Genomic DNA, 26,228 nt, shown 5'->3' on the forward strand with positions numbered 1-26,228 from the left:
AACTGATGGATTTATCTCACAATAAAGCAAAAAGTAACTGCACAATTAGCTGTAATGACTGCAGCATCAGCCAACTATGCTTACCATTTACGCTTAACGGCCAAGAAATGGATAGACTTGACGAAATTATTGAGCGTAAAAAGCCCTTACATAAAGGGGACTATTTATTTGAATCTGGCGCACCATTAAATGCAATTTTTGCTGTACGCTCTGGTTCATTTAAATCTTACACATTATCTGAACAAGGGGATGAACAAATTACCGGCTTTCACTTAGCCGGAGATTTAGTCGGGTTTGATGCAATAAACAAAATGCAACATCAGAGCTTTTCCCAAGCACTTGAAACATCAATGGTTTGCGAAATACCGTTTGATACACTCGATGAGCTCTCAGGTAAGTTACCTAAGCTGCGCCAGCAAATAATGCGCTTAATGAGTAACGAAATAAATTACGATCAAGAAATGCTATTACTCTTAAATAAAAAATCCGCTGAAGAACGCCTAGCCAGCTTTATCTATAACTTATCTAATCGGTTTGGTGAACGGGGGTTTTCTCGTAAAGAATTCAGATTTACTATGACCCGGGGTGAAATCGGTAATTACTTAGGCCTTACCGTTGAAACAATCAGCCGTCTGCTTAGCCGTTTTCAAAAAGCTGATTTGATCAAAGTAGAAGGTAAATTCATTACTATTTTAGATAGTGAAGGTTTACGCGAAGCTGCTGCAATACACACAAAATAAACTTTGATCTAAAACAACTCTTCTTTAGCTACACCTTTAACTACGCAAATAATACGTTACACTGTATATAAAGTAGTTAAAGGAGCAGCTCAATGAATACTATCAAACAAATTCTTGCCGTTATTGATCCCACTGCTGATTCCCAGCATGGTTTATCTCGCTCAATTGATTTAGCTAAAAAGTCTGGCGCTAGCATTACCGCCTTTATGAGTATCTACGACTTCTCATATGAAATGACCACTATGCTTTCATCTGATGAACGCGAGGCTATGCGAAACGCAGTTGTTAAAGACCGTCAAGCCTGGCTTGATGAAATACTCGCGCAATACCCTGAGTTAGAAATTAACAGCCAAGTGGTGTGGCACAATCGCACTTACGAAGCTATTATCGATACAGTCATTAATCAAGGTTTTGATTTAGTTGTCAAAGGCACCCACCAACATGACACTCTTAAATCTGTTATCTTCACACCAACAGATTGGCACTTAATTCGTAAATGCCCTGCCCCAGTATTATTAGTTAAAGAACATGCATGGCCAGCGCAAGGAAATATTTTAGCTGCCGTGAACGCGGTCAGTGAAAACGAGCAACATCTAGCATTAAATAATCGTATTATAAAAGACGCACAATTTTTATGTGAGCTTGCCAATGCTAAATTAAACCTTGTGAATGCCTACCCTGCAACACCGGTTAATATTGCTATAGAAATCCCTGAGTTTAACCCAAGTGTTTACAACGAATCAGTGAAAAAGCATCACTTAGAGTCTACCTATGAATTAGCCGACAAGCATCAAATCGCTCATCAGAACTGTGCGATTGAAGAGGGCTTACCCGAAGACGTGATCCCAGATGTTGCCGCACGTTTAAACAGTGAGCTAGTGGTTATTGGTACTGTTGGCCGCACAGGGTTAAGCGCGGCCTTAGTTGGCAATACCGCAGAGCATGTAATAGACAGCTTAGATTGCGATGTGTTGGCATTAAAGCCTGACGGTTATATCTCTCCATTGGCAAAGTAAATTAGCCAATAAATAAGTTTTGAGCATTGCCATTTTCAGCATATAATACGCCCCTTATTTTTACGTATAGTATCTCAAGGGGCCGTAATGTCGTATTCTGTTCAAGCCAAAGCTCAATTTAACTTCAATAAGTTACAAAAGCGCTTACGCCGCCAAACTGGTCAAGCAGTGATCGACTTCAATATGATTGAAGAAGGCGACCGCATCATGGTGTGTTTATCAGGGGGGAAAGACAGCTATACCCTTTTAGAAATGCTGAAGCACTTGCAGCGTGTTGCGCCGATTAAATTTGATCTTTTTGTTGTCAACCTTGATCAAAAACAGCCCGGATTCCCAGAGCATGTATTGCCTGAGTATCTAGACACTCAAGACGTAGAATATAAAATTGTCGAAGAAGATACCTACAGTATTGTTACCGATATAATCCCTGAAGGTAAAACAACCTGTTCATTATGTTCTCGCCTGCGCCGCGGTATTTTATACCGCACAGCAAAAGAGCTCGGTGCCACTAAAATAGCACTTGGGCATCACCGCGATGACATGATAGAAACCTTATTCTTAAATATGTTCTACGGCGGTAAGTTAAAAAGTATGCCAGCCAAATTAATGAGCGATAACGGCGAGCACATGGTTATTCGCCCACTTGCCTACTGCAAAGAAGCGGATATTGAACAATATGCTATACACCAAGCATACCCGATCATTCCGTGTAATTTATGTGGCTCACAAGAAAACCTACAACGTAAGCACACAAAAGCGATGCTTGCTAAGTGGAATACCGAGCACCCAGGGCGTATAGAAAGTATTTTTACTGCAATGCAAAACGTGGTGCCTTCTCACCTAGCTGACAATGAACTGTTTGATTTTGCCAACTTGCAAACCGGTGATGTAATCGATGGCGGTGATATTGCTCTAGATAAACCTGATATTCCAAAACAGCCTAGCGTAGAGCCTGAACAAGAAACGGCTGATGTGGTCACTATCAACTTAAGTTAATTGCCCCCCCTTATTTATATTAAAAATGCCGCGTTAATCGCGGCATTTTTGATCATAGAACGAAAAGTTAAGGCATATCCATTAATGCTTGGCTTTTTTCATCCAATTTCACTTTATAATTTTCAGCACTTAAGCCTAAAAGTTGAGGTAGCGTGGCAGCGATACAAATTGATGATAGCGTGCCTACAACTATCCCTGTAAATAATGCAATTGAGAACCCTTGAAGTGGTGCCCCAGCTAGCAGCCAAACACTTGCGACAGTAGCAAGTGTCGTACCTGAGGTAATTAACGTTCGCGTTAATGTGCTGCTAATTGCATTATTGATCACTTTATCTACCGCAAGGTTCTGCGCGGTCTCAATACGTAATAGCTCCCTAACCCTATCTCCTACAATAATAGAATCATTAAGGGAATAACCGATTATGGCGAGTAAGCTTGCAAGCACGGTTAAATTAAATTCAAGCTGTAACCAAGCAAAAAGCCCTACAATAATAATAATATCGTGTAACAATGCAACCACAGCCCCCAGTGCTAAACGCCACTCAAACCGCATAGCTAAATACAACATCACCGCAACCATGGCCGCAAACAAAGCTAAGCAACCTTGCTCAAACAATTCATCACCTACTTGCGAGCCTAAATAAGAAGAGGACAAAACATTCACTGAAAAATCCTCGTTCAGCTCAAGTGTATCTAACCAAGGGTTATGCTGCTCACTTTCTCTTAGTTGAAAATGCTGAGCCGACTGCGCAGCTACAGTATAATTCTCTAACCCTGAGGCATCAATTTTACTGCTCAACTGACTTAGTGTCAGTGGCGTACTTGTCGTAAATTCAGTTAAATAACCCCCAGTAAAATCGAGGCCAAAATTAAGCCCTTTGCTGGCAATACCAAATGTTGAAATAAATATTAACACTAGTGAGATTACCAAGCCTGCAAAACGCATTTTGGAGCCACTTTTTAACCAATTATAATTGATTTTCATGCGCTTGCTCCTTGTTTATCAGCCAGTTTTAAGTACAAAGATTGGCTTAATGCTTTTGAAACATAGACGCCTGTAAACACACTAGTAATAAGCCCTAGCGCTAACGTAATAGCGAACCCTTTAATAGGCCCATACCCTATGCTGTATAAAATAATCGCAGTGATCATGGTAGTTATGTTGGCATCGAAAATAGTGCTAAATGCTTGGTTATACCCTTGTTCGATAGCTTGATAAGGCGCTCGCCCTTTACGACGCTCCTCCCTAATACGCTCAAAAATAATCACATTAGTATCGACCGCCATACCTATTGTTAGCACTAAGCCTGCGATTCCTGGCAGTGTTAATACAACACCTGGTAGCAACGACATTAAACCGACAAGTGCGGTTAAGTTTAGCAATAACGCTATATTTGCAATCAAGCCTAAACGGCGATACCACAGCGCCATAAAAACGAGTGTAATTCCCATTCCAAGCATTAAGGCTGCTAAGCCATTGGTTATGTTATCAGCCCCTAAGCTTGGCCCAATGGTTTGTTCTTGAACTATGGTAACTGGCGCGGTTAATGACCCTGCACGTAACAAAAGAGCTAAGTCTTGTGCTGCTTGTGCACTTTGCATATTGGTAATACTAAACCGACTACTCAAATGCTGAATAATATTGGCTACATTGATGACTTCGCTATTTTTTACAATCTCACCCTGCTCATTTTGGTAATACTCAGAGTAGACTGTAGCCATCGGTTTACCTATATTGCGTTTTGAGAACGCTGACATAGCCTCACCACCTTGGCTATCTAAACTTAATTGAACTAATGGTTTTCCCCACTCATCTCGTCCGGATTGAGCATTATTAATATGCTGCCCTGAAAAAATAGCCACCGGATCTAAGTTAATTGTTCCGCCGTCTTTATGCTTAAATGATTTACCTCCCACTTCTTTTAATTGATAAAAATCTAAAGACGCTGTCGCACCAATTATACGCTTTGCTTCTGCTGGGTCTTGCACGCCTGGTAATTCAATACGAATACGTTGCTTGCCTTGACGCTGAGTGACTGCTTCGGTAATTCCTAGCTCTTCAATACGGCCTCTGAGCGTTGTGAGTGTTTGGCTCATCACTTCTTTTGTAAATGAGCTGACTCCGCTCTCGCTAAAGCTAAATGCCATTGATGTCATATTCCCTTGATTATGACTCGTTGCTTGCAAACGCTCAAAACGTGCTAAAACTTCATCCTTAACGCTTTCTAAGTCAGAGAGGGATTTATCTAAAGCATGAAGTTCAAATCCAGCGTCATTTTTTTGCACTCTGACTCCTCGAGCTTTTTGTTCCCGAATAATGGTTTTGGTTTGCTCAAATGCACTATCAAGCTGCTCTTGCTGTGCTTTATCTAGATCAACGTCTAAAACAAAGAGCACACCGCCATTTAAATCTAACCCTAGTTTGATAGGAGCAAGCCCAAGTCCTTGGACCCACGAGGGACTTGTTTGATGAGTCACAACCTTAGTTTCAAGTGAAGTAAATTCGGCTTTTAATACCTGTTGTGCTGCCGCACTTTTACTAGGCGTGTTAAGTAAGATATTTAACGAGCCGCCATTCAATTGTGGCTCATCAATAGATTGCGCAACTTGAAAACCATGCTGATTAAGAAACGCGATAACATCTTTTTGCTTGTCTACTTGCACTGCAATTTGACTATCTTGCATTTGGATATGCAGCCAAGATTTAGCGGGGTATAAATTAGGTAACGCACTGATAGCTAATAGCATCAGTGCCATAAACATTGCCACATAGCTAATTTTAAGCCGTTGCCACAACGGTTTTTTCGAACTTTTTTTAAACATAACTTTCCTTTAAACCAACGCATAGCATTGGTTTATGCCTATTAGGCACATTAATTTTTTAATTGGTTTAGGTTTATAAATTAATGTAGGAATTAACTATGGTAAGTGTTTCTTGCTCGATAAATCAGATTAGCGTCTTTCCAACCACTTAAACGTGATTTTCTCCCCTCATAAGCCGTATACCATGGTTGCTTTATTGGCGGCTCTAAAGGTTGTAAAAACAGTTCTTTGCCAAGGGTTGGAGTAAAAAATTCAAAGATAGGGGCATAATTAGGCTCAACTTGAACCTGATGTAAAAATAAAGATGAATTACTAACAACTAAACGAAAGTAAGCTGGCTCAAAACCAGAGGGATTTTGCTCATGGGAAACATGTTTAACTAATTCAGTCTTATCAAATAATTGTATTTTTATGCTGTGTTCACTATTCAAATCTATAAGGGACTCATGAGCAGTAAAAGATTGACCCCAATTTGCTTTATCTGCTCCCGCAGCATTGCTTTGTGCACTAAAAAATGCAACAACAAATAACAACACAGAAAAAATTAGCCGAAAGCGAATCATTTTATAATCTATTAATATCAGTAAGCAGATATATGGGGGCAATTTGAAATAATTCAATGATTAATTAAACCGCAATATAAAATTTCAATGGCAACATCTTCATCATGTAACTCCCGTCTTTCAAAATGAAAAGACTCAAGTGGTGTATTTTCTTTATGTGCGGCCTATTCAATCATTTTCATATTCTTACATCCTGTATTTAACTCAGTGTTAAGAATTTATTATACCCAAGGGTATGGCTGAATTATTTGAGTATAGCTGTCATTAAAGTTTATACTCGGCTTTACTATCAGACTTAATAACGTATTAATTAATCAGGAAAAATATGCGCGGCGCCGGCCAAAAAGAAGTAACGAAACATCAAGACGCGATGAATCTCAGCCAAAGTATTAAAACACTTTGGCCCTATTTAATGGCATTTAAAGGTCGTGTCGTTTTAGCTTTACTGGCACTTGTAGGCGCAAAAGGTGCCACACTTTTAATGCCTTGGGCGTTAAAAGAAATCATTGATACAGTCGACGGTAACTTACATGCCGTATTGATAGTGCCTATAGCCTTATTAGTACTGTATGGTGGGCTTCGCTTTGCTGGCGTGTTTTTAGGTGAAGTGCGAGATGCCCTATTCGGACGTGTCACAGAACATGCCATGCGTCACATTGGTCTAAAAGTGTTTAAGCATCTACATGCTCTTGAACTGGGTTTTCATTTAGATAGACAAACCGGTGGCATTAGCCGTGATATTGAGCGTGGTACTAAAGGCCTCAGTTTTTTAATGCGTTTCTTAATGTTTAACATCGTGCCAACATTACTAGAAATAGTGATTGTTGCGGTTATATTTGCGACATTATTTTCACCTTGGTTTGCGCTTGTGACTTTGCTCGCAGTAATTGTTTATATTACCTTTACTGTTAGTGTCACTCAATGGCGTAACCGATTCATCCGCGAAGCTAACCAAGCCGATAACAACAGTAATAGTCGCGCAGTAGATAGCCTACTTAATTATGAAACCGTGAAATACTTTAATAATGAACAATTTGAAGAAAGTAATTACGATACTTTTTTAGCTACCTGGGAGCATGCCAGGCTTAAAAACAGATTGTCTCTATTAGCACTCAATTCAGGCCAAGCATTAATCATAGCAGGTGCCATTACCGCATTAATGTGGCTTGGCGCAGCAGATGTTGTATCTGGGCAACTGACTATTGGTGAACTGGTTATGATTAACGCCTACATGATTCAGTTATTTTTACCGCTCAACTTTTTAGGCTTTGTGTATAGGGAAATTCGCCGCGCTCTTACCGACTTAGAAAACATGCTCGGGCTTCTTACTCGAAAACCAACCATAATAGATAAAGTAGGTGCTAAACCGCTATTACTAACTAAAGGAGAGATAAGCTTTAACGCTGTAGAATTCTACTACCATACTAATCGCCCTATCATTAATAATTTAAGTTTTAAAATAGCTGCTAACAGTAAAGTTGCCATTGTAGGCGCAAGTGGTGCAGGTAAAAGTACATTAGCACGCTTATTTTATCGTTTTTACGATACAACTGCAGGCACTATAACCATTGACGGACAAGCAATTAACGAAGTAACACTACATAGTTTACGCCAAGCCATCGCCATCGTGCCGCAAGACACCGTATTGTTTAATACCAGCATACGCGAAAACATTGCCTACGGGCGACCTGCGGCCACTGATGAAGAGATTGATACAGCCATTACCATGGCACATTTAACTGATTTTATTAACAGCTTAGAAAAAGGCGATCAAACCTTAGTAGGTGAGCGCGGATTAAAAGTATCTGGCGGCGAAAAACAGCGCATAGCAATTGCCCGGGCTATCTTAAAAAAATCCCCTATTTTAATTTTTGACGAAGCAACTTCAGCACTTGACTCTCATTCTGAGCAAGCTATTTTGAGCGCAATGCAAGAAGTTGCTAGCAGTCATACAAGTATTGTTATTGCTCATCGATTATCAACCATTACTGATGCTGATAATATAATTGTGCTTAAACACGGTCGATTAGTTGAGCAGGGTACTCATCAAGTATTGCTTGAAAAACAAGGAGAGTATGCACATATGTGGCAGTTACAACAAACCAAATCCACAAACTAGCTCAACTTATCGAGCTGTTAAGGGATTCAACTCAAATAATTTGTTTTGTACACCATTCTCAATAACAATTGTTCATTAAAACTAAATAAAAAATAATAAAGGCAATTTAATGAAAAAAACACTTGTTGCAGCAGCAATCGCAGCCCTATTCTTAGCAGGCTGCTCAAAGCCTGAAACAACCGAAGTTGAAACACAAACAGCTAAAACAGCCGAAGCAACGACAACAACCGAACAAAAAGCAGAGCTTGGTAGTTTTGGTGTTGATCTTACAGCGCGTAATGATGCAGTGAAACCTGGCGACGACTTTTTTATGTACGCCAGTGGTACATGGTATGACAACTACGAAATGCCAGCAGACAAAACTCGCTATGGCGCGTTTTCAGGATTAGCAGAGCGCAGCGAAGAGCGTGTTAAAGAAATCATTGAAGAAATCGCAGCACGTGATGATTTAAATGCAGAAGAGCAACTCATTGCAGATTTTTACAATGCCTATATGGATACACAAACGCTCAATAAATTGGGTTTAGCTCCTATAAAACCGCTGCTTGATAACATTAAGGCCGTTTCATCGATTGATGATTTAACTACGTTATTTGGGCAAGCGTGGCTATCGGGTGTAAACTCCCCAATTGGCGGTGGTATGTGGTTCAACCGTCTAGACCCTAATAAGTATGAAATGTCATTAGGCGCCGGTGGCTTAGGTTTACCTGACCGCTCCTATTATCTTGAAGATTCTGAGCGTTTTGTAAAAACACGCGCAGCCTATGTTGCACATATCAGTGAAATGCTAACATTGGCAGGCGTTGATAACAGTGAAGAACGTGCAAAATCAGTCTTAGCGCTTGAGACAAAAATTGCACAAGGTCATTGGCCGCGTGAAAAACGCCGTAATCGCGATCTTACATTAAATCAAATAAAACGTGACGAACTCAGCACAACCTACCCCGATTTTGATTGGGATCTTTATTTTGCGCAAACGGGCTATAAAGTACCGCAGCTTAATGTTTCTCAACCAGAACCTGTTAAAGCCATGATTGAGCTAATCAATCAAGAAGATTTAGCTGTATGGAAAGACTACTTAACTTATCACGCACTGAGCGGTAACGCGTCACTATTATCAGAAGAAGTCTTTAATACCAACTTTGATTTTTATGGTAAAGAGTTAAACGGTCAACAGCAGCCTCGTCCTCGCTGGAAACGTGCTATTAACCAAATGTCAGGAACCACATCGTTAGGTTTTGCGATTGGTAAAGTGTATGTTGAACGTTACTTCCCTGAGTCATCCAAACAACAAATGTCTGAGCTAGTTGAAAACTTACGCACCGCCCTCGGTGAACGTATTGATAACCTCGATTGGATGGGCGAAGAAACCAAAGTAAATGCGCATGCTAAATTAGCCGCATTTGTACCAAAAATTGGTTACCCAGATATATGGCAGTCATATAATGGTTTAACAATTAGTAAAACTGATTTGATGGAAAATGTTAAAAACACCCGTAAATTTTTTAGAGCTGATAGCGTTGCCAAAGAGCTTGAAAAAACCGATCGTAATCGCTGGGGAATGACACCACAACGCGTTAACGCTTATTACAATAGCTCATTTAATGAGATTGTATTTCCTGCTGCTATTTTACAACCGCCATTTTTTGATCCAAATGCCGATTCAGCGGTTAACTATGGCGGCATAGGTGCTGTTATTGGTCATGAAATGGGGCATGGCTTTGACGATCAAGGCTCTAAATCAGATGCCAATGGTGTTCAACGTAACTGGTGGACTGACGCCGACCGTGCAGCATTTGATGCTAAAGCCGATCAGCTTGCAGCCCAGTACAGCCAGTACGAGCCAATCCCAGGTAATTTCGTAAATGGTCGTAACAGCTTAGGTGAAAACATTGGTGACGTGGGCGGCTTAGCAATGGCTTACCATGCATATAAATTAAGCTTAAATGGTAAGGAAGCCCCTGTGATTGATGGCTTAACGGGCGATCAACGTTTCTTTCTAGCTTGGGCGCAAGTATGGAAAGAAAAACGCACAGAGCAAAGTATGCTAAATCAACTGCGTGGTGGCACGCACGCACCAGGTCGCTTCAGAGCACAAGCCCCGCGTAATCATGATGCTTGGTACAAAGCATTTGATGTAAAACCTGGTGATGAACTTTACTTACCTGAGGAAGAGCGTGTACGTATTTGGTAACTTATACCCGTGAATAAAAAATCATAAACCGTAAAATAACCCGCATTCGCGGGTTATTTTATTCGTACAGCCCTAAAGCGGGCTCATTATCACTGCTCGCACTTTAATCTTCGAATACTTACTAGCCCTACCCGAAATTTACCTTTAGAATACGGCATTACAAAATTTATACTTTTAAAAATCATTTAAGGCGAAACGCAGATGGGAAGAGCTTACCAAAACAAAAAAGATTCAATGGCTAAAACTGCGGGTGCTAAAACAAAAGTTTACTCAAAGTACGGAAAAGAAATTTATATTTGCGCTAAAAATGGTGGCGTTGATCCAGATGGCAACTTAGCACTTCGTCGTTTAATAGAACGCGCAAAGAAAGACCAAGTGCCTGCCCATGTTATTGAGCGAGCTATCGACAAAGCCAAGGGTGGCGGCGGTGAAGATTACGCTGCAACCCGCTATGAAGGTTATGGCCCAGGTAACTGCATGATTATTGTTGATTGTTTAACTGACAACAACAAGCGTACTTTTGCCGATGTACGTGTATGTTTTACTAAAGCCAACGCTAAAATTGGCGCACAAAATTCGGTATCTCACTTATTTGATCACCTAGCAATTTTTGTGTTTGATGGCGATGATGACGAAACAGTTCTTGAAGCACTAATGATGGCAGATGTTGATGTTACTGACGTAGAAGTTGAAGCTGGTAAAGTAACAGTATTTGCTCCTCACACTGAGTACAACAACACCCGTACAGCGCTTGAAGAAATGGGCATCACTGAGTTTGACGAAGATTTAATTGCGTTTGTACCACAAGTTGAAGCCCCTATCGAGGGTGAAGACGTAGAATTGATGGAGCGCTTTTTAGCTATGCTTGAAGATTGTGACGATGTACAAAACGTGTACCACAACGCACAGTTTTAATTGCATTCATTAAAACTTAAAAAGAGGCCAACTTAGTTTGGCCTTTTTAATTTTTAAACATAATAAACGGAATTGTATTTTGAATACCCTTGAACAGCTTCGCAGTGGTCAATTAGTTGGGGCAAAACGCTTACAATTAGTTGAGCAGCTAGACACATTCCCAAAAGAGATTTTTACGCTTGCAGACACCCTTGAAGTACTTGACCTCTCTAATAATAACCTCAAAGATTTACCCGATGAATTTGCCTGCTTAACAAAGCTAAAACGAGTGTTTTTGTCGTTTAATCAGTTTAAGCATATTCCTGCAGTATTAGCCAAGTGCCCAGCCCTTATTATGATTGCGTTTAAAGGGAATCAGGTTAGTGAATTTGCCGAGCATAGCTTACCGGTTACAACTCAATGGCTAATTTTAACCGATAATCAGATTGAGCAATTACCAGCGTCATTTGGTGAGTTAACACAGCTGCGTAAATTGGCACTGGCGGGCAATAAATTAACAAGCTTGCCGCAGAGTATGAAAAACTGCCAAGCACTAGAGCTTGTGCGTTTATCAGCAAATAAACTGACTCAACTAGATGATTGGCTGTTTGAACTTCCCAAGCTAACTTGGCTTGCCTTTGCTGGAAACGAGTTTAATAAATCGCAATCGTTACACAATGCTGACTTAATGCAAGCCGAACTCAACGAGTTTACGCTTCTAAAACAAATTGGTGAGGGTGCATCGGGCATAATTCATTTAGCTGATTGGCAACAACAAAGCGTGGCATTAAAGTTATTTAAAGGGGCAATAACCAGTGATGGCTACCCTCTCGATGAAGTAAACTGCTGTTTACAAGCCGGCGTTCACGCTAATCTTATCAAGGTGCTTGCGTATATTGATAACCCACAGCAATTAGGCCTTGTTATGGAGCTTATAAGCCAAGATTATCAAAACCTTGGTTTACCACCCACACTTGAAACCTGTACTCGCGACACCTTTACAGAGTACACGCAATTTAGTGCTGCTGCCATTTCACACATAGCGAAACAAATGGTCAGTACCTTAGCCCATTTACATGCTAATAAAATAAGCCATGGTGATGTCTATGCCCATAATATTATGATAAACGATGATTACAACGTATTGTTTGGTGATTTTGGTGCAGCGACTGATCTAAACTCACTCACTGACTATCAACGCCTGCAAATGCAGATGATAGAAGTAAGGGCAATTGGCTGCTTAATTGATGACTTACTCATTGTTTGTAACGAGGATTCACAAAAATCCGCTCAGCTTAATCTCATTGCGCAGCAATGTATGAGCATAGAAATAGCAAAGCGCCCAAATCTTTCAACCCTCAGTGCTCAATTATAAAAATGAGAACGCAAAAAAGCCGCGATTTACGCGGCTTTGGTGGATAAAGCTAAACTTTTATAAAGTCAATTATAAGTACTGACCTAATGCTTTAACTTGGTCTAACATGCGGTTTGAAAAACCCCACTCGTTATCATACCAAGCCATTACTTTAACTAATTTACCTTCGGCTTTAGTTTGCGTTGAATCAAAAATTGATGACGCTGGGTTATGATTAAAATCAATAGAAACAAGCGGAAGCTCGTTGTACTCTAGGATTTCTTTCATCGAACCTTCAGAAGCGGCTTTCATTACTTCATTGATTTCAGCAGCTGTTGTTTCGCGCTTAGTGATAAACGTGAAATCAACCAATGATACGTTAATTGTTGGAACACGTACCGACATACCATCAAGTTTACCCGCAAGTTCAGGTAATACTAAGCCAACTGCTTTTGCTGCACCTGTTTTAGTTGGGATCATAGACTGAGTCGCACTACGTGCACGGTATAAATCAGGGTGATAAACATCTGATAGGTTTTGGTCATTCGTGTAAGCATGGATTGTTGTCATGCTACCTTGCTCAATACCTACAGTGTCGTTAATAGCTTTTGCAATTGGCGCTAAACAGTTAGTCGTACAAGATGCGTTTGAGATGATGTTGCTATCAGCATTAATTACGTCGCTGTTAACACCATGAACAACTGTTGCGTCTAAATCAGTACCAGGAGCAGAAACAATTACTTTTTTCGCGCCGGCAGTAATGTGCTTAGCTGCGTCATCACGCTTAGTGAAAAAGCCTGTACATTCTAAAACGATATCTACGTTTAGCTCTTTCCATGGTAAATTTGCTGGATCGCGCTCTTGAGTCAGGGTAATTACGTCATCGCCAATAAGCATTGTATTATCAGCAAGCGTTACTTTTTGAGAGAATTGACCATGCACTGAGTCAAATTGAGTAAGGTGTGCGTTTACGTTCGCTGGTGCTAAGTCATTAATTGCAACGATTTTAATATCGTTATTTTGAGCTGACTCATAAAGTGCACGTAATACATTGCGACCAATTCGGCCATAGCCATTAATTGCTACATTAATCATTTTAAAATTCCCCTTAAATTATTTAACTTCACTTGCTTGGCGAGCAAGCGCTTCAATGGCTTGCCAGTCTTTGTTTTCAATAAGTTGTTTATCCAGCATCCAGGTGCCACCTACACAAATCACGTTGTTCAGTGCCAAGTAATTTGGTGCCGTCGCTAAACTAATGCCACCTGTTGGGCAGAAGGTAACCTGTGGCAATGGTGCGCCAATAGATTTAAGCATGGCAGTGCCGCCCGCAGCTTCAGCTGGGAAGAACTTTAAAAACTTAAAACCATGGCTCGCCAGTTTCATCACTTCACTAGGCGTTGCTGCGCCCGGTAAAAATGGGATATCACTGTCTTTAGCTAATGCTAAAAGCTCGTCATTTACACCTGGGCTGACCATAAAGTCAGCACCTGCAGCAACAGATGCATCAAAGCTTGCTTTATCAACCACAGTACCTGTGCCTACATAGGCTTGTGGTACTTCTGCTTTCATCAATTTAACTGCTTCTGCGGCAATTGGTGTACGCAGTGTAATTTCCAATGCTTTTAGGCCGCCGTTATAAAGTGCTCTAGCAAGCGGTGCAGCATCTTCAAGTTTGTCTATCACCACAACTGGCACAACCGGTGCCGATGATAGGATTTTTTCTATGCTCATTGTATGTCCTCATTACCCTGTGAATGGCTAATTATTATTCTATTCCAAACGCACTAGCGCCTAAATCTGCGCTACTTACAATGTTTCTGAATCCTTCAAACAACTCACGTCCAGTACCAAATGTTAAGGCAGCAGGACTAAGCTGTAGTTCACGCTGTGCAAGTTCATCCTCACTCACGTGAAGTTTTAAAATACCTGCCGGTGCATCGAGTGTGACTACATCACCCTCATGAATTTTTGCGATAATGCCCCCTTCAACCGCTTCAGGTGCCAAATGGATTGCCGCAGGTACTTTGCCTGATGCACCTGACATACGACCATCGGTTACAATTGCAACTTTAAAACCTTGATCCTGAAGTGTTGCCATAACAGGTGTGAGCTTATGAAGCTCCGGCATGCCTTTCGCTTTAGGGCCTTGTTCTTTTAATACAGCGATAAAGTCTTGATTTAATTCGCCACGAGAATAAGCTTCTTGCAGCGCACCTTGCGAGCTAAATACTTTAGCAGGTGCAGTTACCACTTGATGCTCTATTGCTACAGCAGATACTTTAATAACCGCTTTGCCCAAATTACCCGTTAATAGCTGTAAGCCACCTTGCTTGCTAAATGGGTTATCAATAGGACGAAGTACTTCTTCATCAAGTGATTTTTCAGGGCAAGGAACCCATTTAACTTTGCTCGGACCAGAGCTGTCGGTCATGATCAAGTTATTATCAGTGTCTAATCGAGGCTCTTGGGTATACGCTTCTAGGCCTTCGCCTACAATCGTCTTAACATCATTGTGTAAGAATCCAGCGCCAACTAGCTGCTTCATTAAAAAGCCCATACCACCTGCTGCTTGGAAGTGATTTACATCAGCAGAACCATTTGGGTAGATACGAGTTAACAGAGGCACCACTTCAGATAAGTCTGACATGTCTTTCCATGTAAGCTGGACACCCGCGGCTTTTGCAATGGCGACTAAGTGGATTGCATGGTTAGTAGAGCCACCCGTAGATAATAAACCAACTAAGCCATTGATAATGGTTTTTTCAGTTACCACATCAGCAAGAGTATTAGCATCTTTACTTTGGATTAACTGTTTAAGCATAGTCTCAACTGCATTACCAGTTAAGCCATCACGTAACTCTGTGTAAGGGTTAATGAATGAGCTACCTGGAAGGTGTAACCCCATTATTTCCATTAACATTTGGTTTGAGTTGGCAGTCCCGTAAAAAGTACAAGTACCGGCACTGTGATATGACGCACTTTCAGCTTCTAATAGTTCATCACGACTCACTAGGCCTTGTGCAAACTTTTGACGTACACGGGCTTTTTCTTTATTAGGAATACCTGATTGCATTGGCCCTGCTGGTAAGAAATACACAGGTAAATGACCGAAAGATAATGCGCCAATTAAAAGGCCTGGGACAATTTTGTCACACACACCTAAACAAAACACACCGTCAAATACATCGTGCGACAGTGATACCGCTGTAGACATCGCAATAACGTCACGAGAAAAAAGCGATAACTCCATGCCATCACGACCCTGTGTCACACCATCACACATAGCGGGTACACCACCGGCTACTTGCGCTGTGGCATCATATTTAGTCGCAATGTCTTTAATTAGATCTGGAAAATCTTTATACGGTACATGCGCAGAAAGCATGTCGTTATATGAATTGATAATAGCCAAATTTGGCTGCTCGTCTGCTTTTAAGCGAGCTTTGTCATCGCTGCTACATGCAGCCATAACATGGGCAATATTTCCGCAACCTAGACCTGAACGAACTCTTGTTTGTTTTTTTGCGTGATTAATACGTTCTAAATAGGCTTGGCGGGTTGTTTTACTGCGTTCGATGACGCGTTCGGTGACTTCTTGAATACGAGGATGCAACATAAAATTCGACTCATCTCTATGGTTAGAGGATAAAGGCTCAGTGGCAACAACATACTCCACGAATGTAATTGCACTGAGCATCTTTGATTTACCCGTTCAAAGGTATACGTTGTCAGGTTGTCTCTCACAATCAACCTGACACCGGTGTCACTGTATTAACGCATGACTGTGACACCGGTGTCAACCTTATCACTTAAATTTAGTATAATTATTTTAAATGACCAAATAATGAACACCTAAAATTTAAAATAAAGCTAGCTTCTCGGCTTTAATCCATGCAAATACATCTTATTATCATTTAGTTGGGGTTATTTAAAGGGAGGGTATAAGCAAAAAGTGATGCTGAGCAAAAACACCCAAGTGCAGATTATTCAGCACTCAGGTAAGCTATTAAATGATTTAATAAGATTAGCGAAGCGCTAACAGTTATTTGATTTGCGCAGTAGACTCACGAGTGATTAAACGTGCTTCTAATGTTACTTGGTAAGGTTGTTCTTGTGGCTCACCTATGTGCTCTATTAATTTAGTCACTGCTTGTTTTGTCATGTCTTCAACTGGCTGAGCTATCGTTGTTAAGCCAGGCCAAATGTGCCTTGCGATTGGTGCATTATCAAAGCCCGCAATCGAAATATCATCAGGTACCTTTAGCTGGCGCTGAGTAGCGAGTTTAAGTACCGCTGCAGCCATGTAATCATTCGATGCAAATACTGCTGTTGGTCTAGGCGTTAAATCTAATATGCTACGTGCACTATCAACACCTGAATGATAACTAAAGTTACCTTCTTCAACTAAACGCTCGTTGAATTCAATACCATGAGTATTAAGCGCTCTTAAATACCCATTAAAACGCTGCTCAGTTGCACTGTGATCTGGATGACCTTTAATAAATGCGATTGACTTGTGGCCCAAACGAATTAAATGCTCTGTAATTTCAAATGCGCCCTGCTCATCATTACTGCGCACAGATATTGACTCATCATCAAGTACTGCTGATGCAACCCGAGCATACGGTATTTTTTTAGCTTTGAGGAAATCAACCAACACTTTGAAGTCTGAAAATGGCGGGGTAAGTACCAAGCCATCGAGGCGTGAAGTTTGAATCAAATGCTCAATGTTGCTGATCAAGGCATCGCCACGCAAATCACACGGGTGAATCAACAAGTTATAATTATTTTCTTGGCAGGCAGCTAAAGCACCGGTTTGCACACGCGTGATATAACTTTTACTAGGATTATCGTAAATACAACCAATAATAAAACTTCGGTTCTGCGCTAAACCCCGGGCAATTGGATTGGGCGTGTAATCAAGTTCTTTAAATACTTTTAGAACTTTTTCACGAGTCGCATCACTGACGTTAGGTTCGTTGTTTAGAACCCGTGACACCGTCTTTTTAGACACGCCAGCATAACTTGCAACACTATTTATAGTAACTTTTTTCATCCAAACTTCCCAATGACACCCTTATAAAGCGGTGTTTTATGCCTGCTCATTAACATGCAAACAAGCTGCTGCCCCAATAAGCGGAATATTATCCTGAATAACCAAGGTTACAGGTATCTGGCCAACATACTGAGACATAATCCCTTTTGCCGTGAAGCGCTCAACAAAACGACTCGCTAATAAGCGAGCTTGCATGCGAGGTAAAATACCGCCACCAATAAATACACCACCTAACGCACCAAAAGTAAGTGCCAAATCCCCTGCTACACTACCGATCCAATCACAAAATTGGTTCAAGGTTGCATCGCACACAGTACACTCACCGCTGTTTGCTAACTCACTGATTTGTGCTGCTGTTAAGTTTTTTGCTTCAACACCCTTAACGGCTGCCATAGCTTGATACAAGTGGCTAATACCAGGGCCTGAAAATACAGTTTCTACTGATACATGTGGTAGTTGCTTACGTAGTTCATTAATAAGCTGTGAGTCGAGTTCATTAACTGCGGCGAGGCTAATATGGCCGGCTTCACAGCTAAGAACGGCACTGCCTTGACTACTTCTCACTAAACTTGCTGCGCCAAAACCAGTACCAGGGCCCATAACGGCTATAGTTGCATCTACATCAGCTTGTCCAGCTTTAACAGTAATATTCTGTTGTAAATCCAAGTAAGGTGCCGCATAAGCGAATGCTGCAAAGTCATTAATAACTTCAAGTTGTGCAAAATTAAATTCGGTTTTAACGTGATCAACACTAAAATGCCAACCTAAGTTTGTCAGGTGTACTTGCCCTGCTTTTATAGGGCCTGCAACAGCAAGGCATGCGCGAGTAGGTTTAATATGGCTTACTCGCGATAGATAATGTGCAAGTGCGGCTTCTAAAGAAGCAAAGTCTGCGCTTGGAAATGTGATATTATGCTCAATTACAAATTGGTTCAGCTCAGGCTTGAACGCCGTAATCATAGCAAAGCGAGCATTAGTGCCGCCAATATCGGCGACTAAAATGGGGGCGAATTCTGTATTTAGGTTGCAACTGTTCATGTTTTCTCTTTTGTCTAAGCGGTTTATTAAATAGCTATAACCAAGCTTATTATTATAGTTTCAACGGCTTTGCCATCGCTAAGAGATAAACTTTGAGCTATCACCTCAAAGTAGCTATCCTAGTAAAAAATGCTGCCCATAAATGGGCAGCCAATACGTTTTGACAACAAAATGATAAAACACCAACATTATGACACCGGTGTCAGGTTCGAATCAATATAAATATTCAAATCCTGATAAATTGCTTGAAAAAATTAACAAATCAACGAAAATGGTACGAAGTGTTAGCAGTTTGCTTACGTCGTCTCTTACTAGGTTGTGTATATGAAAGGTAAAGCTACATCATTTGATATTGCCCACTACGCAGGGGTTTCACAATCTACTGTATCGCGCGCATTACGTAATAGTCCGTTAGTGAATGAAGAAACGCGTAAACGTGTTTTTGACGTAGCCAAACAGTTAAATTACAAAGTAGATAAAAATGCCAGTAATTTGCGTACACAACAAAGTAGTACTCTCGCTTTGTTACTGTTTGAAGACCCGACTGCTGATGACTCGCAAATAAACCCATTCTTTCTCGCCATGCTTGGCAGTATTACACGTGCATGCGCTAGCGAAGGCTATGATTTACTGGTTTCATTCCAATCCACTAGCGCAGACTGGCAAGCCGATTATGAAGATAGCCATCGCGCTGATGGCATCATATTATTAGGTTACGGTGATTATGTAGATTACCAGGCCAAGTTCAGAAGCCTAATAGAGCAAAATACAAAATTTGTTTGTTGGGGAGCCAGTGTTGATAACCGCCCAGACTTAACGGTTAGCTGTGATAATTACGGAGGCGGAAGACTTGCGGCTGAGCATCTGTTAAAAAGCAATCGCAAAGATTGCGCATTTATTGGTGATGCATCAGAACACAGCCCTGAATTTTTTGCCCGATATCAAGGTTTCAAAGACGAGTTTAACCGCAACGGTGTAAGCTTAAGCGAACGTAAGATGGCCAACGCTATTTCTACTGAAGAGTCTGGCTACCACGCCACGCGTTCGTTAATTGCTAATAATATTGCGTTTAACTCGTTGTTTGCAGCAAGTGATTTAATTGCGATAGGTGCTATTAGAGCACTGAAAGAAGCCGGTATAAAAGTACCCAGTGATGTGCATGTAGTTGGGTTTGATAACATTGCAGTAGCCAGTTTCACAAACCCCCCACTGACTACGGTACAACAGGACACAACCCTTGCAGGTCAAATGCTGGTAAATAATTTACTCAAGCTGATACGCGGTGATGAGGTTGAAAACACTTTACTACCACCACGATTGATCATTCGCGGTTCAAGTGTTTAATCATCAGGTGTGATTGCCTCTACTAAGGTGTTAAATTTACTTTGTAATGCCACTGTATTTACGTTTTTTTCAAGTTGAATATTGTACGATGCCTGTGGTGTTAACCATGAAAGCTGCGTAGACGCGTTACCTGTCTTATCTTGCAATACATAAAGTATAGCGGGACTGCCTTTTACCTGATAATTTATCGCATCAGCGTCCATTACCGCCCCTGAGCTTTCATCAAATGCTTGAACTTCAATTACCACAACTTCGTAGTCGGGATGGGTAACTATATAGGTGAGGTGATCCCACCCTTTACCTGCAATAAAATTCCCCCCCAAGTTTTTACTTTTCACTGTAAACTCTTTGCTTATTAGAGATTCCAGATTATCGATATCTGCAGCAAAATTATTGACTAAATAGCTTTGATCATAATCTGATTGCTCAGCCAATATTAAAGGTTTTAATTTTCTTGAGAAAGTCTCGCTGTACTGTGCAAAACCTTCTATCCAAGTAGTTAAATCAATAACCTTGTCAGGCTCTACTAAGGCAAAACCATTAACTTGAGTTTGCTTTGCCAGTTCAACATAGCTAGATCCGTTAAAAATATCAGGGACCCTTTCTGGCTGATTTGAAAAAGAAAACACTTGTGGCCCTTGCGAGGGTTTATTTTCCTCTAGAAACGGGTTTGAATTTAAATTCACCTCTGCACTAAATGCATTAATTGATATTAACGATATAAACGCTAAACTTGTCATTAAAAAGTTGGGGGTTTCCATATCACTTTTCTCTATATATAGAACACTCCCTAAAGTACCTTTATTGATACAGCAAAGCCAGTTAAATAGTACTTCTTTTTTAGGGCGTGTTGACCTTTGTGGATTGAAATTTGTTCAATCTAGGGGCGATTTAATCGCGGCGCGAGGTTTGTAACCTAGCGGGCTAAGTAAAAACCGAGCAAAGCTTCCGCGTCCTGCTCACGCCCCTTACCTACAATCCATGTAGGCAACAAAGAGTTAATCGCCCCTAGGAAGACCCCATGGCAGCGCATGTTTGGTATTTATACTACGTTATCGCCTATTTATGGGGAACAACCACACTACATAGGCTCTGCCTTGCCTAAATACCAAACATACTGCTGCAAAATCAATCGCGAAAGGTCAACACGCCTTAATACTCTGACTTTTAAATTCAAAAAATACAGTATCGACTCTACCGACAACAAAAGTGGCCAAAATAACGTCAGTAAATAGGGAATGAATATTCACAATACCGTATTAACAACATCCGCTGGTTTATCTTTACTTTTTATAATTACTTTATTTTGATTATCACCACCGTACTTGACCCTGTTGTAACTGTTTTGTGGAAACATCAGAAATAAACATAGTTTATTTATTTTCCATATTAAGTAAGTTGAATGAGACTTTTCCAACTATTCAGCATTGATAAAGCACAACTATATTATTATTTTTAACTAGTTAATTAGCATTGTCTTGCTATAGACAAACTAATACATAATACTTAACCGATTAATACAGTTAAACACAGAGCAACTTCAAATGCTGCATTTACCTACAGTAATAGGCATCTCACTACTTTTAAATATTTTAATAAGTTGTTTCTTTTTATCTGTATATTATTATAAAAGGCAGCGCTGCTACTTATACTTTTCACTTGCATGCGCTACCTTTGCTGGTGCACAAGTGCTAGCCTGCCTAAGATTAGTTATTGACCAACCTTTTATAACGCATTATTTAGCTGATTTATTTATAATTGCGAGCCCCCTTTTAGCAATTATTGGCTTGCAAATAGTGTCACATAAAACAAAAGCAGCCCTACCATATTTTATTGTATTAGCTACAAGTGCTCTACTGCTATTGCCTTTATACGATCTTAGCGGTGGGCAATTATTAACGACTATCATCATCGCCACCCTATTTTTGCATGCCGCAACAATAGTTTATAAAATACATACCAATGCCCACATACAACAAAAAATTCTACTTGCTTGCTTTTGTATTCACAGTTTAATTATGTTTATTCAGGCTGCACTTTTAGCAGTACCGATAATAAGTGCCACTGTTTATGATTTTACCCAGCCATTACAAGTCATCCTAATTAATCACTTAATACTGGCAACCGCTACCGCCGTGGTGATGCCATTCGTGCTATTTGCAGATTTAGAAGCTAAATTACAACGTTTAGTTAATCGCGATGCACTCACCAACTTGCTAAACCGCAGGGGCTTCTTTATCAACGGTGATAAAATAAGCAAAGAATTAAAATCCCATAAACACGCATTATCAGTTGTAATGATAGACATAGATCACTTTAAAAAAGTGAATGATCAATATGGTCATAGTACCGGTGATATGGCAATAAAGTGGATTGCTCAGCATATTTTAAACCAACTTAATGACAATGATATCGCTGCACGCATCGGTGGTGAAGAGTTTGCTATTTTGTTACCTGAGCAAACCCTCAATCAAGCAAAACGCACTACACAAAATATTTGTTTAGCCATAAGAGAAAACACCTTAAAATATAAAGGCAATACACTTAACCTTTCAGTTAGTGCCGGAGTAAGTTGTTGTGACACCCACTCATGCTCAATTAAGCGCCTATTAGAGTTTGCAGATAAACGTTTGTACATTGCGAAATCTCAAGGGCGTGACCAAGTCGTAAGCACTGACCAAAATCAATTCCTACCAAATGAAAATATAGCAGCACAAATAAGATGACTTAACTGAGTTTCAAATCATTTCACGACACTGTTTTTCATATAATATTTAATTAAAGAAAAATATTGTCATTTATTAAATACTGCCAACCCGCTTATTTTGCATAGCTTTTTTTATATTGTTAATTATTAAATACATTTTAAAAACATTTTATTAATCACAACAGTTGACGATACGGGAAAAATCCACTAGCCTTTCTGGAAGCGCTTCCAACAAATAGATCCACAACTTTCTGGAAGCGCTTCCACACACAGTAATATCGCTTAATTTTATTTTGCGGTTAATAATAATGATAAAAGTACGAGGGAAACCTAATGTCGAATCATATTTTGAAGAAAACAAAGTTGGCTACTAGCCTATCTTTAGTTTTAAGTGCATCAACTGCATTGCCGATCTTAGCCGCTGAAGTTGAGCCACTAGATGATGTAGAAGTCATTCAAGTAACGGGGTTTAAAGGAAGTATTAAAGAGTCAACACAACTCAAGCGTTATTCATCGGGTGTGGTTGATGCTATTTCTTCTGAGGACATTGGTAAGTTCCCTGATACTAATTTAGCCGAATCACTGCAACGCATTACTGGTGTTTCAATAGACCGTAGTAACGGTGAAGGCTCCAAAGTAACTGTGCGTGGTTTTGGCCCAGATTATAATATGGTGACCTTGAATGGCCGTACAATGCCTGCAGCTTCTTTACCAGCCGGCGGTGGTACACCAAATTCACGTGCATATGACTTTGCTAACCTTGCATCTGAAAGTGTTAAATCTGTTGAAGTTTATAAAACAGGTAAAGCACAAATTGCGTCTGGCGGTATTGGCGCCACTATCAATATAAACACCGCCCGCCCGCTTGATAACCCAGGCCTTGTTGCCAATATTGGTGTAAAAGCCCAACATGATACTACAAACCGCGTAGGTGATGATATCACCCCTGAAATCTCAGGTATTTTTAGCTGGACGGATGAAGATGCTCAATTTGGCGCATCCCTTACCGCCAGTATGCAACAACGTGATAGCTCAGGCACCGGCGCATTTGTAAACGAATGGCGTACCACTGAGTATGACGGCACTATCCCTCAAGCTGCCGATGACATAATTGTCGAAAACGCACCTGCCATGGGCCAGTACTATTCGATGCCATCCGATTTACGCTACACAATTGCCGATCGCGAACGTACACGTACGAATGCACAGCTAACATTACAATACAGCCCGATTGACTCATTTACAGCCACCCTTGATTACACTTACTCGCAACAAGAGTTGTTTGAAGCCCGCGCTGAGCAATCAATTTGGATGGATAACTATAAAACTCATTTAACTTTTGATGACAATGACGTAAAAACACCGATTTATTACCGCGAAGAACGTCGTGACTTGTCAACCCGTGACCTAGGTTTAGCACTACAAGAACAAAACCAAGTAAACGAAAATAATTCGATCGGTTTAAACATTGAATATTTTTTTAATGATCAACTGAGCTTTATGCTTGATGTCCATAGCTCAAAAGCCACTAGCAAACCTGATGCCGAATACGGTAGTTGGGTAAATGCAGGTTTAGGAGCCAATGTAGTCGCTGCTCAAGAAGTTGATTTTAGCCGTGATTTACCATCAATGATCATTGATTTTGATGACTGTAGCCGCACCAATTTAAACTGCACAAATACACTGGAACAATCTGATGTAGGAACCTCTATTTTAGATTCAAACTTTGCTAGTCAAGAGTCTACTGTTGATGAATTTCGTTTACACGGTAGCTATGAAATGGATAACGGCAGTATCGACTTCGGTGTAGAAGCTCGCTCAATGGAGAGCCACTCACTGCAATCACTTACTCGTAATACCATGGGTAACTGGGGCATTGAAAATCCAGGTGAGCTGCCTGAAGGTTATTTAGATCCAACCAATTTCCTAGCTGAGTTTGATGACTACAATACGGATGGCTCATTTAATCAAGGTTTTACAGGTAGTGCATCTGAAGTTGGCTACTGGGCGGCTGAACAATACGGTTTTAATTTTGCAGCCGATGGCGCGTTTGCAACCAATCGCACCATAGAAGAAGACATTAAAGCGGCATTTGTACAATATAACTACACCAATGAAATTGGCAATATGCCATTTAATCTAGTTATTGGTGCACGCTATGAGACAACCGATATAACCTCAACAGCGAACATAGATTTACCCGATGCCGTAGCATGGGAAGGAAATAACGACTTTAATGTACGCTACGGAACAAACAAAGAAGATTACTCATTAAGCTCAAGTTACAATCACTTTTTACCTAGTTTAGATTTTGATATCAATGTACTTGATGATGTAACATTACGTGCATCTTATAGCACCACAATCGCCCGCCCTACCTATGATAGTTTAAGTTCAGCGGCTACCGTTGGCGTACCTACCGGACCCACAATTATTCCTGGAACAACCAATGCACCTGCTGCAACGGGTAATCCTGGGCTTGTACCACTTGAATCTGATAACTTTGATGTATCAGCTGAATGGTATTTTACTGATGTTAGTTATATCTCATTAGGTTACTTTAACAAAAAAGTAGATAACTTTATTGGTTTATCACCAATGACACAAAACTATTATGGTCTTCGCGATGTATCGGCAGGGCCTCGTGCCGAAGCAGCGAGAGCTGAACTAGAAGCACAAGGTTTAGCGTTAACAGATTCAAATTTATTCCAAATGGTCGCTGCGATGGAAAATGGCGTTGCTTTTGACTCGATGAGCTACGAAGAATTTGAAGCCGCTTATGATGTATTGCCAAACAGTGACGACCCACTGATGGACTTTACAGCACAAGTACCCACCAATAATAAAGACGCTAAAATTGATGGATATGAATTTGCTGTTCAACACTTCTTTGGTGATACTGGCTTTGGTTTACAAGCAAACTACACAATCGTAAACGGTGATATCGACTTTGACGTTGCCGCCGATCCGACCACCACTCAGTTTGCATTAGTAGGTTTAAGTGATACAGCTAACTTTATCGCCATGTATGAAAATGATAAGTTTCAAGCGCGTATTGCCTATAACTGGCGTGATAAATTCTTAAACAGTGCTGCAAGATACGTTAATGAGCCAAGTTTTACTGAAGAGTATTATCAAATTGATTTTAATGTTGCCTATAATTACAGTGAACAGATGTCGTTCTTTATTGAAGGTATTAATATAACTGAGCAAAATATGCGTCAACATGGCCGCTATGAAGCTCAATTATGGAACCTTGAACAAAACGGCGCTCGCTATAATATCGGTATGCGCTACAACTTTTAATTAATAGTGATAAACGCTATATATTAATAAAGCATTATTAAGCCGCTACTGTGTTAGCGGCTTTTTACATTTAAG

Annotated in this window: 19 protein-coding genes; 10 read left to right on the plus strand and 9 right to left on the minus strand. The window is 40.4% G+C overall.

Annotation, left to right across the window (positions count from 1 at the left end):
* Nucleotides 1-5: 5 nt before the first annotated feature.
* From AAEU30_RS03800 to ttcA, 3 genes are all read left to right on the plus strand, one after another.
* Nucleotides 6-740: an FNR family transcription factor gene (locus tag AAEU30_RS03800; RefSeq protein ID WP_421959384.1), complete on the plus strand. Its 735-nt coding sequence runs from the start codon at nt 6-8 to the stop codon at nt 738-740.
* A gap of 92 nt (nt 741-832) precedes the next feature.
* A complete protein-coding gene (uspE, locus tag AAEU30_RS03805; protein WP_421959385.1) occupies nt 833-1,756 on the plus strand; it encodes a universal stress protein UspE in 924 nt (307 codons plus the stop codon).
* Between the two features lie 87 nt (nt 1,757-1,843).
* The gene (ttcA, locus tag AAEU30_RS03810; protein ID WP_421959386.1) at nt 1,844-2,752 is read left to right on the plus strand and encodes a tRNA 2-thiocytidine(32) synthetase TtcA; all 909 of its coding nucleotides are present in this window, start codon (nt 1,844-1,846) and stop codon (nt 2,750-2,752) included.
* A gap of 67 nt (nt 2,753-2,819) precedes the next feature.
* Here the strand turns inward: ttcA and secF are convergent, their stop codons facing one another.
* The 3 genes from secF to AAEU30_RS03825 form a co-directional block, all read right to left on the minus strand.
* Nucleotides 2,820-3,737, minus strand: a complete 918-nt coding sequence (gene secF, locus AAEU30_RS03815) for a protein translocase subunit SecF (protein ID WP_421959387.1) — start codon at nt 3,735-3,737, stop codon at nt 2,820-2,822.
* Entirely contained in the window at nt 3,734-5,575 is a 1,842-nt protein-coding gene (secD, locus tag AAEU30_RS03820) for a protein translocase subunit SecD (RefSeq protein WP_421959388.1), read from the minus strand. Before secD ends, secF begins: the two co-directional genes overlap by 4 nt.
* A 92-nt stretch (nt 5,576-5,667) precedes the next feature.
* Complete coding sequence (locus tag AAEU30_RS03825; protein WP_421959389.1) at nt 5,668-6,138, minus strand: hypothetical protein; 471 nt, start codon at nt 6,136-6,138, stop codon at nt 5,668-5,670.
* A 370-nt stretch (nt 6,139-6,508) separates the two neighbouring features.
* Between AAEU30_RS03825 and AAEU30_RS03830 the strand changes: the two genes are divergently transcribed.
* From AAEU30_RS03830 to AAEU30_RS03845, 4 genes are all read left to right on the plus strand, one after another.
* Nucleotides 6,509-8,257, plus strand: coding sequence for an ABCB family ABC transporter ATP-binding protein/permease (locus tag AAEU30_RS03830; RefSeq protein WP_421959591.1), 1,749 nt, complete (start codon nt 6,509-6,511; stop codon nt 8,255-8,257).
* 109 nt (nt 8,258-8,366) lie between these two features.
* Complete coding sequence (locus AAEU30_RS03835; RefSeq protein ID WP_421959390.1) at nt 8,367-10,451, plus strand: M13 family metallopeptidase; 2,085 nt, start codon at nt 8,367-8,369, stop codon at nt 10,449-10,451.
* A gap of 201 nt (nt 10,452-10,652) precedes the next feature.
* Nucleotides 10,653-11,366 carry a YebC/PmpR family DNA-binding transcriptional regulator gene (locus tag AAEU30_RS03840; protein ID WP_421959391.1) on the plus strand — a complete coding sequence of 238 codons (714 nt, stop codon included), beginning with the start codon at nt 10,653-10,655 and terminating at the stop codon, nt 11,364-11,366.
* A 79-nt stretch (nt 11,367-11,445) separates the two neighbouring features.
* Complete coding sequence (locus AAEU30_RS03845; protein ID WP_421959392.1) at nt 11,446-12,720, plus strand: leucine-rich repeat-containing protein kinase family protein; 1,275 nt, start codon at nt 11,446-11,448, stop codon at nt 12,718-12,720.
* Nucleotides 12,721-12,789: 69 nt separating this feature from the next.
* Here the strand turns inward: AAEU30_RS03845 and gap are convergent, their stop codons facing one another.
* The 5 genes from gap to glk form a co-directional block, all read right to left on the minus strand.
* Entirely contained in the window at nt 12,790-13,794 is a 1,005-nt protein-coding gene (gene gap, locus AAEU30_RS03850; protein WP_421959393.1) for a type I glyceraldehyde-3-phosphate dehydrogenase, read from the minus strand.
* 18 nt (nt 13,795-13,812) lie between these two features.
* Entirely contained in the window at nt 13,813-14,433 is a 621-nt protein-coding gene (gene eda / locus AAEU30_RS03855; RefSeq protein ID WP_421959394.1) for a bifunctional 4-hydroxy-2-oxoglutarate aldolase/2-dehydro-3-deoxy-phosphogluconate aldolase, read from the minus strand.
* 34 nt (nt 14,434-14,467) lie between these two features.
* On the minus strand, nt 14,468-16,318 hold the full coding sequence (gene edd / locus AAEU30_RS03860) for a phosphogluconate dehydratase (RefSeq protein ID WP_421959592.1): 1,851 nt from the start codon (nt 16,316-16,318) through the stop codon (nt 14,468-14,470).
* A gap of 426 nt (nt 16,319-16,744) precedes the next feature.
* On the minus strand, nt 16,745-17,758 hold the full coding sequence (locus AAEU30_RS03865) for a LacI family DNA-binding transcriptional regulator (RefSeq protein WP_421959395.1): 1,014 nt from the start codon (nt 17,756-17,758) through the stop codon (nt 16,745-16,747).
* A 36-nt stretch (nt 17,759-17,794) separates the two neighbouring features.
* Entirely contained in the window at nt 17,795-18,796 is a 1,002-nt protein-coding gene (glk, locus tag AAEU30_RS03870) for a glucokinase (RefSeq protein WP_421959396.1), read from the minus strand.
* 324 nt (nt 18,797-19,120) lie between these two features.
* Between glk and AAEU30_RS03875 the strand changes: the two genes are divergently transcribed.
* On the plus strand, nt 19,121-20,140 hold the full coding sequence (locus AAEU30_RS03875; RefSeq protein WP_421959397.1) for a LacI family DNA-binding transcriptional regulator: 1,020 nt from the start codon (nt 19,121-19,123) through the stop codon (nt 20,138-20,140).
* Here the strand turns inward: AAEU30_RS03875 and AAEU30_RS03880 are convergent.
* Entirely contained in the window at nt 20,137-20,901 is a 765-nt protein-coding gene (locus tag AAEU30_RS03880; protein ID WP_421959398.1) for a hypothetical protein, read from the minus strand. The genes AAEU30_RS03875 and AAEU30_RS03880 overlap by 4 nt on opposite strands.
* A 1,035-nt stretch (nt 20,902-21,936) precedes the next feature.
* On the opposite strand from AAEU30_RS03880, the gene AAEU30_RS03885 reads away from it, so the two are divergent.
* Together AAEU30_RS03885 and AAEU30_RS03890 are read left to right on the plus strand one after the other, a co-directional pair.
* On the plus strand, nt 21,937-22,866 hold the full coding sequence (locus AAEU30_RS03885; RefSeq protein WP_421959399.1) for a GGDEF domain-containing protein: 930 nt from the start codon (nt 21,937-21,939) through the stop codon (nt 22,864-22,866).
* A gap of 314 nt (nt 22,867-23,180) precedes the next feature.
* Nucleotides 23,181-26,153, plus strand: coding sequence for a TonB-dependent receptor (locus AAEU30_RS03890; protein WP_421959400.1), 2,973 nt, complete (start codon nt 23,181-23,183; stop codon nt 26,151-26,153).
* Nucleotides 26,154-26,228: the final 75 nt, after the last annotated feature.

It is taken from the genome of Pseudoalteromonas mucoides (genome assembly GCF_049257175.1).
Taxonomy (GTDB): Bacteria; Pseudomonadota; Gammaproteobacteria; order Enterobacterales; family Alteromonadaceae; genus Pseudoalteromonas.

Bases quoted from the DNA above. Each gene is read 5' to 3' on its own strand.
- AAEU30_RS03800 (WP_421959384.1), top strand. From the start codon at position 6: ATGGATTTATCTCACAATAAAGCAAAAAGTAACTGCACAATTAGCTGT.
- uspE (WP_421959385.1), top strand. From the start codon at position 833: ATGAATACTATCAAACAAATTCTTGCCGTTATTGATCCCACTGCTGAT.
- ttcA (WP_421959386.1), top strand. From the start codon at position 1,844: ATGTCGTATTCTGTTCAAGCCAAAGCTCAATTTAACTTCAATAAGTTA.
- secF (WP_421959387.1), bottom strand. From the start codon at position 3,737: ATGAAAATCAATTATAATTGGTTAAAAAGTGGCTCCAAAATGCGTTTT.
- secD (WP_421959388.1), bottom strand. From the start codon at position 5,575: ATGTTTAAAAAAAGTTCGAAAAAACCGTTGTGGCAACGGCTTAAAATT.
- AAEU30_RS03825 (WP_421959389.1), bottom strand. From the start codon at position 6,138: ATGATTCGCTTTCGGCTAATTTTTTCTGTGTTGTTATTTGTTGTTGCA.
- AAEU30_RS03830 (WP_421959591.1), top strand. From the start codon at position 6,509: ATGAATCTCAGCCAAAGTATTAAAACACTTTGGCCCTATTTAATGGCA.
- AAEU30_RS03835 (WP_421959390.1), top strand. From the start codon at position 8,367: ATGAAAAAAACACTTGTTGCAGCAGCAATCGCAGCCCTATTCTTAGCA.
- AAEU30_RS03840 (WP_421959391.1), top strand. From the start codon at position 10,653: ATGGGAAGAGCTTACCAAAACAAAAAAGATTCAATGGCTAAAACTGCG.
- gap (WP_421959393.1), bottom strand. From the start codon at position 13,794: ATGATTAATGTAGCAATTAATGGCTATGGCCGAATTGGTCGCAATGTA.
- eda (WP_421959394.1), bottom strand. From the start codon at position 14,433: ATGAGCATAGAAAAAATCCTATCATCGGCACCGGTTGTGCCAGTTGTG.
- edd (WP_421959592.1), bottom strand. From the start codon at position 16,318: ATGTTGCATCCTCGTATTCAAGAAGTCACCGAACGCGTCATCGAACGC.
- AAEU30_RS03865 (WP_421959395.1), bottom strand. From the start codon at position 17,758: ATGAAAAAAGTTACTATAAATAGTGTTGCAAGTTATGCTGGCGTGTCT.
- glk (WP_421959396.1), bottom strand. From the start codon at position 18,796: ATGAACAGTTGCAACCTAAATACAGAATTCGCCCCCATTTTAGTCGCC.
- AAEU30_RS03875 (WP_421959397.1), top strand. From the start codon at position 19,121: ATGAAAGGTAAAGCTACATCATTTGATATTGCCCACTACGCAGGGGTT.
- AAEU30_RS03880 (WP_421959398.1), bottom strand. From the start codon at position 20,901: ATGGAAACCCCCAACTTTTTAATGACAAGTTTAGCGTTTATATCGTTA.
- AAEU30_RS03890 (WP_421959400.1), top strand. From the start codon at position 23,181: ATGTCGAATCATATTTTGAAGAAAACAAAGTTGGCTACTAGCCTATCT.